Annotated in this window: 12 protein-coding genes; 5 read left to right on the top strand and 7 right to left on the bottom strand. The window is 38.3% G+C overall.

Annotated elements, in window-relative coordinates; genetic code table 11:
- Nucleotides 1-5: 5 nt before the first annotated feature.
- The 6 genes from O3664_RS04600 to glmU all read right to left on the bottom strand — a co-directional run bounded on the left by O3664_RS04600 (nt 6) and on the right by glmU (nt 4,229).
- The gene (locus tag O3664_RS04600; RefSeq protein WP_371613685.1) at nt 6-596 is read right to left on the bottom strand and encodes a 3'-5' exonuclease; all 591 of its coding nucleotides are present in this window, start codon (nt 594-596) and stop codon (nt 6-8) included.
- Between the two features lie 98 nt (nt 597-694).
- Nucleotides 695-1,186 carry a chromosome segregation protein RocS gene (gene rocS, locus O3664_RS04605; RefSeq protein ID WP_000021242.1) on the bottom strand — a complete coding sequence of 164 codons (492 nt, stop codon included), beginning with the start codon at nt 1,184-1,186 and terminating at the stop codon, nt 695-697.
- Between the two features lie 76 nt (nt 1,187-1,262).
- Nucleotides 1,263-1,955, bottom strand: a complete 693-nt coding sequence (locus O3664_RS04610; RefSeq protein ID WP_371613686.1) for a 5'-methylthioadenosine/adenosylhomocysteine nucleosidase — start codon at nt 1,953-1,955, stop codon at nt 1,263-1,265.
- 16 nt (nt 1,956-1,971) lie between these two features.
- Nucleotides 1,972-2,283, bottom strand: coding sequence for a cell wall synthase accessory phosphoprotein MacP (macP, locus tag O3664_RS04615; RefSeq protein ID WP_084927356.1), 312 nt, complete (start codon nt 2,281-2,283; stop codon nt 1,972-1,974).
- An 11-nt stretch (nt 2,284-2,294) separates the two neighbouring features.
- Nucleotides 2,295-2,840 (bottom strand): NUDIX hydrolase, encoded by a 546-nt coding sequence (locus O3664_RS04620; RefSeq protein ID WP_084927357.1) that lies wholly within the window; start codon nt 2,838-2,840, stop codon nt 2,295-2,297.
- A gap of 9 nt (nt 2,841-2,849) precedes the next feature.
- Nucleotides 2,850-4,229, bottom strand: coding sequence for a bifunctional UDP-N-acetylglucosamine diphosphorylase/glucosamine-1-phosphate N-acetyltransferase GlmU (gene glmU / locus O3664_RS04625; protein WP_024057202.1), 1,380 nt, complete (start codon nt 4,227-4,229; stop codon nt 2,850-2,852).
- 154 nt (nt 4,230-4,383) lie between these two features.
- Here glmU and O3664_RS04630 point away from each other — a divergent pair, with 154 nt between their 5' ends.
- The 5 genes from O3664_RS04630 to lysS all read left to right on the top strand — a co-directional run bounded on the left by O3664_RS04630 (nt 4,384) and on the right by lysS (nt 8,848).
- Nucleotides 4,384-5,184, top strand: a complete 801-nt coding sequence (locus O3664_RS04630; RefSeq protein WP_023946949.1) for a glycoside hydrolase family 25 protein — start codon at nt 4,384-4,386, stop codon at nt 5,182-5,184.
- Nucleotides 5,185-5,278: 94 nt separating this feature from the next.
- The gene (locus O3664_RS04635) at nt 5,279-6,121 is read left to right on the top strand and encodes a DUF368 domain-containing protein (RefSeq protein WP_004256605.1); all 843 of its coding nucleotides are present in this window, start codon (nt 5,279-5,281) and stop codon (nt 6,119-6,121) included.
- Nucleotides 6,121-6,603, top strand: coding sequence for an aminoacyl-tRNA deacylase (locus tag O3664_RS04640; protein ID WP_049500383.1), 483 nt, complete (start codon nt 6,121-6,123; stop codon nt 6,601-6,603). The genes O3664_RS04635 and O3664_RS04640 overlap by 1 nt, the downstream gene beginning before the upstream one ends.
- Nucleotides 6,603-7,220, top strand: coding sequence for a histidine phosphatase family protein (locus O3664_RS04645; protein WP_371613687.1), 618 nt, complete (start codon nt 6,603-6,605; stop codon nt 7,218-7,220). The genes O3664_RS04640 and O3664_RS04645 overlap by 1 nt, the downstream gene beginning before the upstream one ends.
- 137 nt (nt 7,221-7,357) lie before the next feature.
- Nucleotides 7,358-8,848: a lysine--tRNA ligase gene (gene lysS, locus O3664_RS04650; protein WP_020902752.1), complete on the top strand. Its 1,491-nt coding sequence runs from the start codon at nt 7,358-7,360 to the stop codon at nt 8,846-8,848.
- A 112-nt stretch (nt 8,849-8,960) separates the two neighbouring features.
- Here the strand turns inward: lysS and O3664_RS04655 are convergent, their stop codons facing one another.
- A complete protein-coding gene (locus O3664_RS04655) occupies nt 8,961-17,519 on the bottom strand; it encodes a Rib/alpha-like domain-containing protein (RefSeq protein WP_371613688.1) in 8,559 nt (2,852 codons plus the stop codon).
- Nucleotides 17,520-17,701: the final 182 nt, after the last annotated feature.

The raw sequence follows: 17,701 nt of genomic DNA on the forward strand, positions 1-17,701 counted from the left end.
CACTCCTAGTCAAATAATTGAGACAAGTCCAAGCCTCCAAAAGGATTGTTTGATAGACTACTTTCTGTCCCTAACAATTCTCTAGCTTGATCCGACTCTAGGAAGGACTCATAAACACGCGCTGTCATACGAGCATCCTCTAAGCTATTATGAGACTGACCTTGAAATCCAAGAAATGAGGCAACAGTTTGCAACTTGAGATTGGCAATACCATGTAAATCCGAACTCCGACGTTCAAAGGCTTCATCATACAAGTCCACCTTATACTGCAGGCTGTAGTCTAAACCATGCTCTGCTAGAATAGGCAAATCACTTTTAGCAGCATTGTAGCCTACCATAGGTAAAGAACCCACAAACTCTTGGAATTCTTTTATAACTTTCTCCACTGGAGGAGCATCTTTTAAGGTCTCAGCTGTAATCCCAGTCAAACCATTGATAAAACTCTTTAGAGGCACACTAGTGTGGACATAGGAATCATAGGCATCGATTTCCCGACCATCTCTAAAACGCACTGCCGATACTTGGATCAAGTGTGTTTGCCCTTCATGCTGATTAAATTCTAAATCGAAAGCAATGTAATCTTCTAATCGTTCCATTCTATACCTCTCCTATACTGTTATTTTAATTGAGCAACTAAACTATTTAGAAACAAAAGAAGCCATCAGGTTAGCATGTAACCTAAACAGCTCCTTGATTATCCTCCAAATAAACGAGCAAAAAAGCCTTTCTTAGTTGATTGGACTTCTTCTTTTGCTTGGTCCAGCTCTAGCTTAAGATTTTCTTGATCCTTCATGGCTTGAAGGGTCAATTGTTGCTGCTGATCGAGTTGTTTGTCTTTCTCAGCAATCTGACGGTCTTTGATACGCATCTGCTCGTCTTTTTCTGATAACTGACGATCCTTGGCTTTTAATTGTTCATAAAGACGGAGAATTTCTGCATTCTTCTCATCCACTAGAATCTCCATCAGTTCGCGTTGCTTGACATCTTCACTGACAGGCTCATCTTCAAAAATCGTTTTTTTATAGATTTCTTCTAGCTTAATCAAGCCACTTCTGGTAACTACCGTTACCCCTTTGTCATTTTTATCTGTGTCTTCTTCTGGTAATTCTTTGACACGGTTATTGATTGCTTGGCGAGATAATCCTAAGACCTCTGCAATCTCACTGACGGTCATTTCAATACTCATAATATCCTCTGAAACGTTTTCTAGCTTTTCTTTATTTAAATCTTATCATAAGCTAGATAAACTGTCAAATTTCCGCTTAATCTAAAGCTTTCAAAAAAGCTAATAAGACTTGGGCAGAGCGACGTCCAGCTTCGATAATAAACTCATCAAAAGAGATATTTGCTTCATGGTTGGCATTATCACTCATAGCTCGGATGACTAAGACTGGAAGATTAAGAGCATGCGCTGCCTGAGCAATAGCTGCCCCCTCCATCTCGACTGCTAAAACTTCTGGGAAATGGGACTTAATCGCTTCTATCTTGTCATTTCCGGCAACAAAACTATCTCCTGTAGCAATCAAACCAAGATGCCAGTTCTGATCCAATTGAGATAAACTCTCTTGGATTTTAGCAACAAAGGTTTTATCTGATTCGAAATAAAGCGGTTGTTGCGCCATTTGTCCATAAGCATAGCCAAATGCTGTGACATCCACATCATGATAGGCTAATTTGTTAGCAATCACGACATCCCCAACAGCAATACCTTCTGCTACTGCACCAGCTGATCCCGTATTAATTAGAGCATCCACTTGGAAATGATCAGCCAAAATCGCCACACTCATAGCAGACATGACCTTACCAATTCCACTTTCTACAAGAACGACTTCATGAGAGGCAATGGTTCCTGTGTGATAGGTATTGCCCAAAACAACTTGCTCCTGGGCATTGTCTAAATGCTGGACCAGATACGCCAGTTCTTCTGGCATAGCCGCAATAATTCCTATTTTCATTTCAATTCCTTTTCTATTACAAAAGTTTCATTGCTAAGACAAGCAAAATCAAGAGAAAGATGACTGCAAATAAAATCTTATTTAACTTAGAATTGAAGATATTTCTCTTGGTATTTTCAATGCGACGGCTTTTATGAATAGACGGTTCGACCTGAATCTTTAAGGTTTCCTGACTAAATCCATGATCCTTAGGATTGGCATAACCAAAACGGGAAGAAGAGGTTGGTAAAATCTTAGTCTCCTCATCATCTAGCAAAGGAGGACCTGAAATTTTTTCGCCTCTATTAGCTCTTTCGATTATTTCATCCGTTAATAAAGGTTTACCCATACTGACCTCCTCTATTTTTTCTGCAATTCCCAATACTGAACAGCCATAATTGTCTTGGCATCACAGATATGACCTGATTGGATTAATTCCTTGGCTTCTTCTAAGCTCACTTCAAGGACTTCCAAGGTTTCATCCTCATCCTGCGGACGCGGATTTTCCACCTTTGCCAAATCGCTGGCTAGGTATAGTTTTAACTTTTCATTACAAAATCCAATGGCTGAGTAAAAATCGTACAAGAGTTCTAATTTCCCTGTATAGGCTGTTTCTTCCTCTAATTCACGAAGGGCTGCTGCAACAGGGTCTGTATTTTCTCCTACTTCCAACTTTCCGGCTGGAATTTCGTAAGAGACAGCCTCGATAGCTTTGCGGTACTGCTTGACCAAGATGAGTTTTTGTTCATCCGTTACTGCTAAAACACAGACAGCTCCATTGTGGAAAATCAAATCCCGTTGGGCAGTTCCCTTGCCTTCTGGTAATTCAACCTGATCTTGGACCAGTTTAAAAATTGGACCTTGATAGATTTCTTTTCGACTAAGCGTTTTTTCTTCAAATTCCATGACAGACTCCTACTGATTATTAGGATGATGAGGAAGGCGAGTTGCATATTCGTCTTTGTTAACCTGACGACCGCGTCCAATGGCAATCGCATCTGCTGGCACGTCTTTGGTAATAGTTGAACCAGCTCCAACAAGAGAATTGTCACCCAACTCAACTGGGGCAATAATGGTTGAATTTGAACCAACAAAGACATTGTTGCCAATGACTGTCTTGTATTTGTTTTTTCCGTCATAGTTGACTGTAATGGTTCCTGCACCAAAATTAACTTTGCTACCCACTTCACAGTTTCCGATATAAGTCAAATGTCCAGCCTTAGTATTCTCACCGATTGAAGAACCTTTCACCTCAACAAAGTTACCAATATGAACTTGGGCACCTAGACTTGAACCTGGACGAATGTGGGCATAAGGACCGACTGTCACACCGTCTGCAACACTACTTTCCTCAATCATAGAGTTGGTAATAACAGCTCCTGCTCCGATAGTGCTATCCACCACATAAGTTCCATTTGTCAAAACAGTCTCAGCACCAATTTTCGTTCGCCCTTTCAAGGTAACATTGGCTTCAATTTGAACTTCAGGAGCAATCTCAACATCAATATCGATATAAGTTGCTTCTGGATTGACAAAGCTAACACCGTTGACCATGTGCTGATGATTGATACGACGACGCATAACCGACTCAGCAGTTGCAAGAGCCACACGGTCATTTACCCCAAGACTTTCATCAAAATCTTTCAAAGTATAAGCGCCGACTTTTTCACCAGCCTCACGGAAAATGCCAATGACGTCTGTAATATAGTATTCACCTTGAGCGTTATTGGTATTGATATTTTTCAAAGCTTCAAACAAACGCTCGTTGTCAAAAACATAGGTTCCAGTATTAATTTCCTTGATTTGCTTTTCAAAATCTGTAGCATCCTTCTGCTCAACAATGCGAAGAACTTCAGCATTGTCATTACGCACAATTCGTCCATAGCCAAAAGGATTATCTGTTTCAGCAGTCAAGATAGTGGCCACATTTTTATGATTGATGTGGAAATCAATCAAGTTTTTCAAGCTTTCACCTGTGATTAAAGGAGTATCCCCTGCAATAACCAAGGTGTGACCTGACAAACCTTCTAGGATAGGCTCTGTCATCATAACTGCATGGCCAGTCCCTAACTGTTCAGATTGAGTCACAAATTCTGTCTGTCCAGCCAAGACCTGCTCAACCAATTCCGCCTTGTGTCCTACAACTGTTACTGTCTTTTCAGGTTGGATAGCTCCCACACTACGGAAAACATGTTCCAACATAGAAATACCCGCAACCTTGTGCAACACTTTTGGCAAATCAGATTTCATGCGAGTCCCTTTACCCGCTGCTAAAATAATGGCATAATTTGACATAATCTTCTCTTTTCTCTAGAAATTCCCTTTTATTATACCATATTTCAAATCATTCCGCGCCCTTGAATGAAAAAATGCTCTAAAGTCCTTTATTAACCCATTTTTTGAGTATTTTTTTTGATTTTTTCTCATTTTTAAGGTAAAATTATGAGATATGAGAAAGAAAATAAATCCGCTTATTTTGTTTGGTTTTTTTGGGATTATGATTTTCATTTTAATCCTGAATCGCCCTCGTTTTGAGGACCATCCTGTAAAAACAAAGTCAAATATCGCGCAAGTAGAAACGCAAGCGCTACACAATATAGATAAACCGGTAATTGATGTTTCTGGTTGGCAGCGTCCTGAGGAAATCAATTACGATACTCTGTCCCAAAACATTTCTGGAGCTATTGTTCGCGTCCATAGTGGTGCTCAAACGTCCAAAGAGAACGATGCTTCCTATGTTAATGGTGTTGATAAGGCCTTTAAAACCCATATCACTGAGTTTCAAAAACGAAATGTCCCAGTTGCTGTCTATGCCTATGTAGCCGGAAAAAATGTCCAGGAGATGGAAAAAGCTGCTGAGGTATTCTATAACGCCTCTTCTCCATACAGTCCAAGTTACTATTGGCTAGACGTGGAAGAAAAAACCATGTCTAATATGAACGATGGTGTTGAAGCCTTCCGAGCAAAGCTTGAATCACTGGGTGCTAAAAATATCGGAATCTACGTTGGGGTCTACTTCATGGAAGAGCACAGTATTGATACAGATAAGTTTACGTCTGTTTGGATTCCTTCCTATGGTTCTGACTCAGGATTTTACGAAGCTACTCCTAAAACTGATTTAGATTACGACATTCACCAGTACACGTCTAAAGGAAAAATTGCTGGCTTTGACCACGATTTGGATATCAACGTTATCTCTGCCTTAAAGAACAAAGAAGAAACCTTTAGAAAACTCTTTTTAAAACCTTAAAAGCATTTGTTTATCATTTGCTTTTTATTTTTGTGTTTGATTGTGATACAATATAGTAAGGATTTTTTGAAATAGAAATAGTTGGAGGAAAAATATGCTCTCATGGTTAGCACGTGTTATTAAAGGGATTGTCATTGCTCTTGGATTTATTCTACCGGGAATTTCCGGAGGGGTTCTAGCAGCAATCTTAGGAATTTATGAACGAATGATTGGCTTTCTGGCCCATCCCTTTAAAGACTTTAAAGAAAATGTTTTGTACTTTATTCCAGTTGCCATCGGTATGCTTCTGGGAATCGGCTTATTTTCCTACCCGATTGAATACCTGCTTGAAAATTATCAGGTCTTTGTCTTATGGAGCTTTGCAGGTGCCATCATTGGTACAGTTCCTAGCCTTCTCAAAGAATCAACTCGAGAATCTGACCGAGACAAGATTGATTTAGCTTGGTTCTGGGCAACCTTTATCATTTCTGGACTAGGTCTCTATGCCTTAAATTTTGTTGTTGGAACCTTAAGTGCCAGCTTTCTTAATTTCGTCCTAGCTGGTGCACTGCTGGCTCTTGGCGTATTAGTTCCTGGCCTCAGTCCATCAAATCTCCTTTTGATTTTGGGGCTCTATGCTCCTATGTTGACTGGTTTTAAAACCTTTGACCTCTTGGGAACCTTCTTCCCGATTGGAATCGGGGCAGGTGCAACTCTCATCATTTTTTCAAAATTGATGGATTATGCCTTAAACAACTATCACTCACGCGTCTATCATTTCATCATCGGTATCGTCCTATCAAGTACTCTTTTGATCTTGATTCCGAATGCAGGAAACGCTGAAAGTATCCAATACACTGGTATTTCTCTTGTTGGGTATGTCATCATCGCCTTCTTCTTTGCTCTGGGAATCTGGCTTGGTATTTGGATGAGTCAATTGGAGGATAAATATAAATAATGGCAAAAAAAGTAAAAATCAAAAAAACATTGGTGGAACAAATCCTGTCTAAAGCAGGTATCCCACATCAAGGGATTCAAATCAATGCCCTTGAAGGAGAACTTCCTCAAGATTATGAACGAGATCAGATTTTCAAAACCTTGGCTCTTTTGGGAGATAAAACAGGACCGATTATCGGAATTGTCCCTATCACTCAACACTTGTCTGAAAAGAAACTAGCTAAAATTTCTGGCAATAAAAAAGTGAGCATGATTCCCCAAAAGGATTTGGAAAAAACAACTGGTTACATTCATGGAGCCAATAATCCTGTCGGAATTCGTCAGAAACACAATTACCCCATTTTTATCGATAAGATCGCTCTAGACTTGGATCAAATGATTGTCTCTGCTGGAGAAGTTGGTCACAGCATTATCGTCGCACCACAAGACTTGGCTAGCTTTGTAAAAGCTGACTTTGCAGATATCTTGGAGGACAGCAAGTAATGAAACTCTACTTTGTTCGCCACGGCCGTACGGTCTGGAATCAGGAAGGACGCTTTCAAGGTGCTAGTGGCGATTCTCCCCTTCTTCCTGAATCTATTGATACCCTCAAAAAACTCGGTCAGTATCTCAAGGATGTTCCTTTCGATCAAATTTATTCAAGTGATTTACCTCGAGCGGTCAAATCTGCTGAAATTATCCAAAGTCAACTCAAGTCTCCCTGTCCTTTAGAAAGTGTTCCTGTTCTCCGTGAATGGCAGCTGGGGAAATTAGAAGGATTGAAAATCGCAACCTTAGAAGCTATTTACCCGCAACAAATCAAAGCTTTCCGTACGAATCTTGCCAAGTTTGATACTAAAATGTTCGGAGCTGAATCACTCTATAGCACAACCCAACGGACCATCCAATTTATCAAATCACTCAAAGATAGTCCGGCTGAGCATATTCTAATTGTCGGTCACGGTGCTAATCTTACTGCCAGTCTCCGTACTCTTTTAGGTTATAAAGAACCTCTTCTTCGTAAAGATGGTGGTCTAGCAAATGCTAGCCTGACCATCCTAGAAACCCATGATTTTGAAACATTCACTCTTGATACGTGGAATGATACCTCCTATCAATAACAGAACTTGATTTTAGCGTCAAGTTCTTTTTAGTTTTTAAAGATTATCCGTGAATTTCTTGGCTATTTATGATAAAATGGGAGTATCGCAAAAAATGACTCATCGTATTCAATTTTGAGTAAAACTAGGAGGATCCCATGTCAACAGAACATATGGAAGAACTAAATGACCAGCAGATCGTTCGCCGTGAAAAAATGGCTGCGCTCCGTGAACAAGGAATCGATCCCTTTGGAAAACGTTTTGAACGTACTGCTAACTCTCAAGAATTAAAAGATAAATATGCTGACCTCGATAAAGAACAATTACATGATAAAAACGAAACAGCTACTATCGCAGGACGCTTGGTAACTAAACGTGGTAAAGGTAAAGTTGGTTTTGCCCACCTTCAAGATCGCGAGGGTCAAATCCAAATCTACGTTCGTAAAGATGCTGTCGGTGAAGAAAACTACGAAATCTTCAAAAAAGCAGACCTTGGTGACTTCCTTGGTGTCGAAGGTGAAGTGATGCGTACAGATATGGGAGAACTCTCTATCAAAGCTACTCACATCACTCATTTGTCTAAAGCACTTCGCCCACTTCCTGAGAAATTCCACGGTTTGACAGACGTTGAAACAATTTACCGTAAACGTTACCTTGACTTGATTTCTAACCGTGAAAGCTTTGAGCGCTTTGTCACTCGTTCAAAAATCATCTCTGAAATCCGTCGTTACCTTGACCAAAAAGGTTTCCTTGAAGTGGAAACACCTGTTCTTCACAACGAAGCTGGTGGTGCGGCAGCCCGTCCATTTATCACCCACCACAATGCCCAAAACATTGACATGGTGCTTCGTATCGCGACTGAGCTTCACTTGAAACGCCTTATCGTCGGTGGTATGGAACGCGTCTATGAAATCGGCCGTATCTTCCGTAACGAGGGAATGGATGCCACTCATAACCCTGAATTTACTTCTATCGAAGTTTACCAAGCTTATGCAGACTTCCAAGACATCATGGACTTGACTGAAGGTATTATCCAACATGCTGCTAAATCAGTTAAGGGCGATGGCCCAGTTAACTACCAAGGCACTGAAATCAAAATCAATGAACCATTTAAGCGTGTTCACATGGTGGATGCTATCAAAGAAATTACTGGTGTCGATTTCTGGCAAGACATGACTTTCGAGGAAGCCAAAGCTATTGCTGCTGAGAAGAAAGTTCCTGTTGAGAAACACTACACTGAAGTTGGCCACATTATCAATGCCTTCTTTGAAGAGTTTGTTGAAGAAACCTTGATCCAACCAACCTTTGTCTATGGACATCCAGTAGCTGTATCTCCACTAGCTAAGAAGAATCCTGAAGATGAACGCTTTACTGACCGTTTCGAACTCTTCATCATGACCAAAGAGTATGGAAATGCCTTTACTGAGCTCAACGACCCAATCGACCAACTTAGTCGTTTTGAAGCTCAAGCAAAAGCAAAAGAACTTGGTGACGATGAAGCGACAGGCATCGACTACGACTACATTGAGGCCCTTGAATACGGTATGCCACCAACAGGTGGTTTGGGAATCGGTATCGACCGTCTCTGCATGCTCCTCACTGATACAACCACTATCCGTGATGTATTGCTCTTCCCAACAATGAAATAATACTCTTATCCTCTGGTTCTTGCCAGAGGATATTTTCATAGCCAAAAGAAATAGACTGAAGTTTTCACCTCAGTCTATTTTTTTATCGAACTTTAGAAAGGAAGTTTCTTTCTTAGTCTTCTTTTTTCTTACGAGCTACAAGTCCGAATGTACCCAACATTCCAAGAAGTCCAAGACTAGCTAAATTACTCTTATCTTCTGTACCAGTATTTGGTAATTCCTTCTTGTCATTGGCTACGGCTGTTTCACTAACTGCCTGATTTGATTCTGTTCGACTAACCTGAGTTGGAGTAGCTACTGGTTTTTCTGGATCTGTAGGACGAACTGGCGAAACAGGTTGCTCAGAACGAGTTGGAGTAACTACTTTCTTATAGGTATGAATCACATTGCCATTTTTATCTGTCTTAGTGCCAGTGTATTCATAACCTTCTAAAGTCTTAGGTCCATGGCTTCCATTTTCTTCTGGGGAAATTTCTTTACCATCACCATCTTGGTAACGTGTTACGATATGAGTAGTTGAACTACCATTATTACCTTGACTATCCCCATGATTAGATTTAGGAGTAACTTTCACAGGAACATCCACTGTCACTTTACGTCCGTCTGGCAACTCTAATTCTACTGTTATAGATGGTTTGTCACCAGGTGTATTTGTTTTTGGAATTTCTCCCACTTTTGTAACCTTCCATCCTTCAGGAAGGTCTACATGTTTCTTCACATCATCTTCAGTAATCGGTATTCCAACTTCAACAACAATCGGAGTTGTTTTTGGAATTACAATTACAGGAACTTTGATAGTTACACGTTTACCACCTGGTAGTTCAATCACCACTGGAACACTTGGTCTTTCTCCTGGAATATCTGTAGACGGTTTATCTCCAATACTGATAATCTTACCACCTTCTGGAATCTGAATATGTTTTTCAACATCCTCATTTGTAATTGGATCACCAAGTTTCTTAATAATATCTTTGATAGGCGTTACCTTGACAGGAATCTCTACTTCTATTTGTTTACCATTAGGAAGTTCAATTTTAACTTTGACTGTACCTTTATCCCCAGGAGTATTTACTTCTGGAATTTTACCTACTTCAACAATTTTACCACCTTCTGGAACCTTCACGTGTTTTCCAATATCTTCTTTTGTTAATGGAGTATCTGTGACAGGTGTTTCAATTCCATTTACTGGAGTGACATTAACTGGAACATCTACAGTAATCACTTTTCCATTTGGTAATTCAACCGTTACTTTAACTGGAGCTTTCTTACCCGGAGTTGTTAAGTCTGGAATGTTTTCAACGTTCGTTACCTTACCACCTTCTGGTATCTTGATTCCTTTTGTATAATCCTCTGGGGTTAATGGAGTATTCGTAACTGGGGTTTCAATTCCATTTACTGGAGTGACATTAACTGGAACATCTACAGTAATCACTTTTCCATTTGGTAATTCAACCGTTACTTTAACTGGAGCTTTCTTACCTGGGGTTGTTAAGTCTGGAATGTTTTCAACATTTGTGACCTTACCACCTTCTGGAATTTTAATTCCTTTGGTGTAGTCCTCTGGGGTTAACGGAGTATTCGTAACTGGCGTTTCAATTTCCTTAACTGGCGTTACATTAACAGGTACATCCACTGTCGTTGTTTTTCCATTTGGTAAAGTAACAGTAACTTTAACCGGATTTTTCTGACCTGGTGTTGTTAAGTCTGGAATGTTTTCTACATTTGTGACCTTACCACCTTCTGGCACTTTAACATATTTAGCAATATCCTCTTTTGTTAAAGGTGTATTCGTTACTGGCGTTTCAATTGGTGTTGGTTTAGCTTCTACCACCTTAATCGTTGCCGGAACTTCAACTAACACATTTCCATTTTTATCTTTCACAACAACCGTTACTGGTTTATCTCCAACAGTTGTTGCATCAAATGGTTCTGTTTGTCCATCCGGAATTTTATATTCAAATGTTGAACCTTCTGGATAATCACTTGGAGTAATACTATCTCTGGCTTGTGGTTTTTCAGTTGGATTTACAGGAATTAATTGTTCTTTACCTTCCACTACTTTAACCTTAGCTGGAACTTCAACAAGTGTGTCATCTCCATCTTTTGCAACAACGACTACGTCTTTTTCGCCTGGTGTTGCTGTGTCCACTGGAGTCTTATATCCAAATGTAATTTTATCTGGATATTGTTCAGGATCAATACTCTTAGATGCATCTGGTTGTTTGTTTGATTTATCAACTGGAACATATTGAGTCTTCGGTTCTACAACCATTACTTTTGCAGGAACTTTTGCAATGACCTTATCTCCAACTTTTGCTACAACCACAACATCTTTTTCGCCTGGTGTTGTTGTATCTACTGGGGCTTCATAAGTAAACTCTGTATCTTTAGGGAATGCTTTAGGGTCAATACTTCCTTCAACACTTGGTTGTTTTTTCTCCTTATCTACTGGCACAAATTGTGGATAGCTTTCTACCACACGTACAGTTGCAGGAACTTCTGCAATAGGATTCCCATCTTTATCTTTTACAATGACATTGACTGTATAATCACCAGGTGTTGTTGTATCAATTGGTGTTTTCGGATCATATTCAAATGTTGAACCATCCGGATATTCAGTTTTGTCGATACTGTTTTCTGGATTTGGTTGTTTATTATTTTCATCCACTGGAACAATTTGTGGAACTCCCTCAACAACAGTAACAGGAACTTTAACCACCGTTGTTTTTTCTTCTCCACCAACAGTGTACTTGACAGTAACATTTACATCCGTATCATCTGATAAATCTGGATTGTCTACATTTTCGTCAATACTTACATTGGTAACATTTTCTGGAAGTTTCCCTTTAAAAGTACCGTCTGCAATAGCTTCTTTAGCTTTGGCGAGAGCTTTTTCTTTTGCTTTTTCCTTATCGCTATCTTTAGCAACAATAATACCTTTTGGTGTTGGTTTTGGTAAAACTGTTACTTTAACTTTTACTGGTTCTGTTAAAGTTTCTCCATTTTGATCTGTATAAGTTACTGGAACAGTTACTTCTTTCACACCTGATTTAGCTGTAATATCTGTAGCTAAATCTTTAGGATCACCTTTTGTTCCATTTTCCCCTGGAGTGACCGCATCAGTTATATCCTTAGCAGTCAATTCATCTCCTTCAAATACAACTTTTGAGGTTGGAGTTGAACCAACTACATTTACTGGAACCTCTACATTCACAGAAATATCATCGATGATTTGTCCAGTAGCCTTATCTCTATATTTAACCGTAACAGTAACTGGAGTTTGTTGTCCATTTTGACCTGTTTTAGGAGTAACAATCGCATCATCTGTTACAAATGGAGTTACCCCTTCAGGAACATTTGTTAGTCCAGAAATTGCTTTATTAACATTTTCGCGAATCGCATCGATTAATTTCTCATTTGATGTACCATTTAAGACTGTCACGCCTTTTGGTGCTGGTTTTGGAAGAACTTTAACAGTCACTTCAACTGGTTCATCCCGTTTAAATTGATTTGCACCATAAGTAACCGTTACTGGAACTTTAATTTCCTGACCTGCTTTACCATCAGTAGAAATAGTGCTGATATCAGGATTCGTGACTTTACCGTCCTTACCAGGTGTAACTGCTCCTCCTACTTTTTCTGCAGACGGCTTATCACCTTCTACTACATATACAGTTTTCGCAGTTGATACACGTGGTTGAACTTTAATGGTAAACTCTTGAGTGATGTTGTCATCAGTATCTTTCTTCGTATCAAATACTGGGTCTTTATCAAATGGATTGTCGACAATGTCATATCCCATAGATTTCAACACATCGATATGAGTTTGTACATCACTTTCAGAAATGGTTTCACCTGATTTACCAGTTAAAGTCAATGCATGGTCGGTTAATTCAGTTTCTGTTTGAGTTTTTGGATCTACAGAAACGAATTTAACTTTTGCTTTTTGATCATCTTTGTCATAGGTAATCTTGATATTTGCTTTTGGATCCGTAATTTTTGGTGGTTTATAACCTTGTGCTGGATTTGCAGGATTTACCGGTTCTAATGGTGTTCCATTGCCATCTTTTGGAGTATATCCATCTTTATGAGGAATAATTTGTGTAATTTCACCAGTCTTGGTTGGATCATTTGGATCGTTAGGGAATGGAATTGGTTCTCCATCCTTACCAGTGGTTGGATCAACAGGAATCCAGCTTCCAATCTTCGTATAAGTAACTTTATCCGTTTCATCAGGGATTACTTTTGTATCTTTTTCAGGGGTTGCTGCTTCTTTAGCTGGAATTTCTTTTTTATCAGCAATATATCCTGGTAGAACATCTACTCCAACTTTATCCCATGTTTTATTTGGACTTTCCCAATCAGTATAGCTTACTTCTTTTGTGACAAGATTAACGGTTGCTTTTCTTGTGAATGACACCGTTTGAACAGTATCATCCTTAGCTTTTTCTTCAGCTGCTGTATCTGAATCTTTCTTCACATATGAAATCACACGTTTAGCTGTTGTATTCAAGTCAGATTCAGCCAATCCCTCAGGCCATTTAAGATCTGGATTTTCACCATTTGGATCTACTGGACTATCTTTTTCATGTGGTGTTGATGAAGGCACTTCAATGATTCTAGGTTTAACCACAATTTTGAATGTTTGAGAAGGTGCTGGTGTACCATCTTGTGCATTGATATCTTCCTTGTCATCAAAAATTGGGTGATGATTATCCTGAGTATTATAGTCATCACTTTCTACTTCATAACCTTGGTTCTTAAGTTCTTTGATTTTGTTGTCAATATCTGTATTTGCTGGTAATTCTGAACCAGATTTACCAGTTAACTCAACACTAGAAACCACTTCATTTGCAGCTCCATCAACTTTCTTCTCAATGACAACTTTAGCTGTTTGAGTAGAAGGTGTATACGTAATTGGTGATTCTCCGAATTTATCCGTTGGTGTAAATCCATCTGGCACTTTATAACCTTGAGTTGGATCATTAGGATTTTTCGGTGTCAATTCTTGTCCATTATATACTGGAGTATAGCCTGGAACATATGGAATTGTTACAGTGCTAAAATCTCCTGGAACTGTTGGATCATTCGGGTTATTTGGATAAGGAATTTTAGCTTGAGCACCATTCGGTTTCTTACCTTCTGGATAGTTTGGTACAAATGAACCAATCTCCTTATAAAGAACTTTCTTCACTTCAGAAGTTGCTGTTCCATTTTGTGCTGGCTTAGGAGCATCTTTTTCTGGAACAAGTTTATCCGCATTATCCACTAATAAATAATTATTAATAACTGGAGATTCAACTGAGTTATACTTACCATTAGTACCATCTGCTTTAGCATCAGTTAGTTTATCCGCTTCATTGTAAACTTCCCAATCAGAGTAAGTTACTTCTTTTGTTTCAGGATTAACTGTTGCTGTACGTTTGTAAGTTACTTTTTGCACCTTTTCAGCATATAAAGGAGTAGCATTATCTTTGTTTGCATCTTCTTCTTTCAAATACTTAATTGTACGTGTAACTTCTTTAACTAAGTCCTCACGAGTAACTCCTGCTGGATATTTACCAAGATTTTCATCTCCTTCTTTTACAGGTGTATCTGCTGTTTTTGGAGATACTGGCGCTTTTGTACTTGGATTTGTTGGGTCAGTAGTTACTGTAGGATCAACTTTAATTAGGTCTAAGACATGGACGGTAACATTTGTTTCTGTTGATTGCTTGCCTTCACTATCAGTTGATTGAACTTTTACAGTGTAATCTCCAACTTTAGTTGTATCTAGATTATCTGCATCACTTACTGCTATTGTTGGTTTAGTAGAATCAACTCCATCACGATCATCTTCTAAGTCAGTTGCTGATGGTTTCGCTTTTTCTAGAACTTTCTCATTGTTCCATTTATCAGCTTCTTTGGTTTTATAAACATATAAATCTTTTTTCTCAACTGCTACTGTTGGAGCTTCGTTTAGAACATTAGCATAAGCTGGATCTGATTCGTTACCTGCTTTATCAAGCACAGTAACTTTGATACGTTTGTCAGGATTTGTTGTCTCATTCGCTTCCGTTAAATCTGTACCTGCTGGAACTGGAACAACTAATTTACCATCACGTTCTTCAACTTTTGTAGTACCAATATACCAACCATCTTCTTTTTTGTTTAAAGTAATTGGAGTTTGGTTGTTTGGCAATGTAACTTTCATCGAAGTTAAGCCACCAATAGCTGCACCAATTTTATCTACTGCTTTATCTACTGTTTCTGCACCAGCAGTGTGAGCTCTATCAATGCCATTATTTTTATCGTTTTCAGCAACATCTTTTTTCTCACGTGCTTCATTTGTTAAATCTGTATTTTTAGTTGGAACAGAGACAAGTAACTCTTTTACTTGATTTTCATCTTTTTTCTCACCACGAATACTGTCTGTATGTACTGCTTCTACTGTTGGTGTATCTGGTCTTTTTGTATCGATATAAATCGTTTTATTGTAGTAATAATCAGGTTGGTCTGTATTTCTTAAACCATTAACTACTGGATGATATTTTCCATCAGCATTTGAAACATCACCAGTATTTAAAAGTTGATTGTCTTTTCCATCCCTTAAACCATTTGGTAAGTAAGTTCTTACTTTAAATGTAGCAGTCCCTCTGTAATTATCCGTTGTTGTAAATGGTAATCTAAATAGACGTGAACCATCATTAGATCCTACTCCTATATAAGGTCCTTCTCCATTATTAAATTTCGAAGTGTTATATCGAAGTTTTAATTTTCTTGTTTGAGGATCCCAAATGATATTTTTGGCTGAAACTGGAACATTTCCAAACCAAACATTTCCTGTAGGATTTGTAATGTTTTCAGGTAAAACTACCCCTTCAGGAACTTCTATTTCAGTTTCCGCACTACCATAGTGACGAATTCCACCAACACTATTAACCGTAAATTCTAGTTCACCTTTTTGTTTTGATTTATAAAGATTGTCTTCTCCGAATCTGCCTTCTTTACCATTGGTTTTAACGTTCGTAGTCATTTCAGTTCCTGAACCAACAGCTAAGTTAACAGCTCCAACAAAATAACCATCTTTAACTTTGCTATTAGTACCAGCTAAATAACTATTGTTAATTGCTGTTCCATCATCTAGTGCTTCAATTTCTACACGTACTCTTGTAGTAGATTGAGGAACTTCATAAATGGCACGGTATTCAGTCCAACCATCACCATTTCCTCCATCCCCTGAAGGTGCTGAGATATGCTCTGCTTCATATTTTTCACCGATAGTATGGTCATCTCTAATACTAGAAATTTTTTCTCCAGTTACTGCATCGTACATTGTGATTTTTATTCGTTCACCTGTTCCAGCAGTACCCATATTTCCGTATGCACCACCAGTAATTGTACTTAACATTAATCTAGAGTTTCCATTAACTGCATATTCTTTAGAAAGCTTAGTACCTTTTTCACCTAATTCTAAGTAATATCCTTTAGGTAAATTATGTGTTCCAACATTTCCTGAATAGTTTACACCATTTCCATAGTTTTGATTTGCAGCATGAACTCCAAGCGGATTTGTTGCTGTTGGATTATCAGGATTATTATAGTTCCTTTTAATAGTTCCTTGATTATCATAAACCTTGCTTGGCTTCCCTTGATACTCCGCTTCACGTCCTGCATCTGCAACTGGTGCTTCTGGTTTAACAGCAGTTACTTTTCCTGCATTTCCATTTGCATCTGTAATTTTCCAACCATTAATTTCATTAGAAATCTCTTTTTCTTTCCAGTTGTATGTAATCCCACCTGTTAATAGTTGTGTAGTTGCTTTACCTGTCTTATCAGATAAAATACTTTTTGACCATTGTTTTTCTACTTTTGTACTTTTTTCAGTAGCATTACTGAAATCAATATCTCCAAATTGATCTTTTGCACTTTCAAATACACCATCAGCTGGGTTATTTCCTGATCCTAATTTATTATTATTTGTTGGACCCTCTTTAGCAGGAATAATTGGATTTGCAGTTGTTGCTTCTCTAAACCCACTTTCCCCTTTACCTGGAATCTCTTTTCCATTTCGTGGATCTTGGTTTTTGTTTACTTTTTCTTCTTCCGTTGTGTCTGATTTGATACTGTTTAAAATGCTAAGGTTACTTGAAAGTTGTGTAGCAAGTGCATCTACTTTAGCCTGTGTTTTTTTATCATCGTTTAGAAGTTCTTTTGCTTTATTAAGTAAGTTTTTAGCATCATCAATGACTGATTTTGTTTTCTTGTCTTCAGTTAATTGACTCAGTCTGCTTTCAACTTTAGCAACTAAATCATCTAACGATGCTGTATTAATAGAAACTTTTTCTGGCACTACATTTGGAGTTTCAACTGCACTTGCTTGTGTGTCAGTAACAGAGTCTTTAACAGAATTAGTTTTTTGTCCATCGGTTGCTTTATCGGTAGCAGATGCTTGTCCAGTAACTTCCTTAGAGGGCTCCGAGGACTTATCGTTTAGATTTTGAGAATTTTGAACTTCTGTAGGTTCTGAATTAATTACTGGTTCTGCCGCTTGAACGCTTCCTCCACCAAGGAAAAACAATCCAGTAGCTACAGCCACACTAGCTGCACCAAAACTGACCTTACGAATACTGTAACGTGTGAATTTCTCCACTTGCGATTGACGAACATGTCGTCCTTTAGATTTAAACATAAATAGATTCCTCCAATATAATATATATTTGACATATATTGTTTAAATATAAGAAATAGCCTAAAACTATAAATATATATAGCTATAGGTTACCTTCTATACTTACTATATTATCGAACAAAAATCAATATGTCAACCAATATACGATATTTGTATGATAAATGAGAAGAAAAAAGAAGGAA

Origin of the sequence: Streptococcus sp. 27098_8_109, from assembly GCF_041432295.1 — a bacterium.
Lineage (GTDB): Bacteria > Bacillota > Bacilli > Lactobacillales > Streptococcaceae > Streptococcus.

Excerpts from the sequence above, each read along its gene's own strand:
- O3664_RS04620 (WP_084927357.1), bottom strand. The coding sequence starts at position 2,840 with ATGGAATTTGAAGAAAAAACGCTTAGTCGAAAAGAAATCTATCAAGGT.
- O3664_RS04600 (WP_371613685.1), bottom strand. The coding sequence starts at position 596 with ATGGAACGATTAGAAGATTACATTGCTTTCGATTTAGAATTTAATCAG.
- glmU (WP_024057202.1), bottom strand. The coding sequence starts at position 4,229 with ATGTCAAATTATGCCATTATTTTAGCAGCGGGTAAAGGGACTCGCATG.
- O3664_RS04645 (WP_371613687.1), top strand. The coding sequence starts at position 6,603 with ATGAAACTCTACTTTGTTCGCCACGGCCGTACGGTCTGGAATCAGGAA.
- O3664_RS04610 (WP_371613686.1), bottom strand. The coding sequence starts at position 1,955 with ATGAAAATAGGAATTATTGCGGCTATGCCAGAAGAACTGGCGTATCTG.
- O3664_RS04640 (WP_049500383.1), top strand. The coding sequence starts at position 6,121 with ATGGCAAAAAAAGTAAAAATCAAAAAAACATTGGTGGAACAAATCCTG.
- macP (WP_084927356.1), bottom strand. The coding sequence starts at position 2,283 with ATGGGTAAACCTTTATTAACGGATGAAATAATCGAAAGAGCTAATAGA.
- rocS (WP_000021242.1), bottom strand. The coding sequence starts at position 1,186 with ATGAGTATTGAAATGACCGTCAGTGAGATTGCAGAGGTCTTAGGATTA.
- O3664_RS04655 (WP_371613688.1), bottom strand. The coding sequence starts at position 17,519 with ATGTTTAAATCTAAAGGACGACATGTTCGTCAATCGCAAGTGGAGAAA.
- O3664_RS04635 (WP_004256605.1), top strand. The coding sequence starts at position 5,279 with ATGCTCTCATGGTTAGCACGTGTTATTAAAGGGATTGTCATTGCTCTT.
- O3664_RS04630 (WP_023946949.1), top strand. The coding sequence starts at position 4,384 with ATGAGAAAGAAAATAAATCCGCTTATTTTGTTTGGTTTTTTTGGGATT.
- lysS (WP_020902752.1), top strand. The coding sequence starts at position 7,358 with ATGTCAACAGAACATATGGAAGAACTAAATGACCAGCAGATCGTTCGC.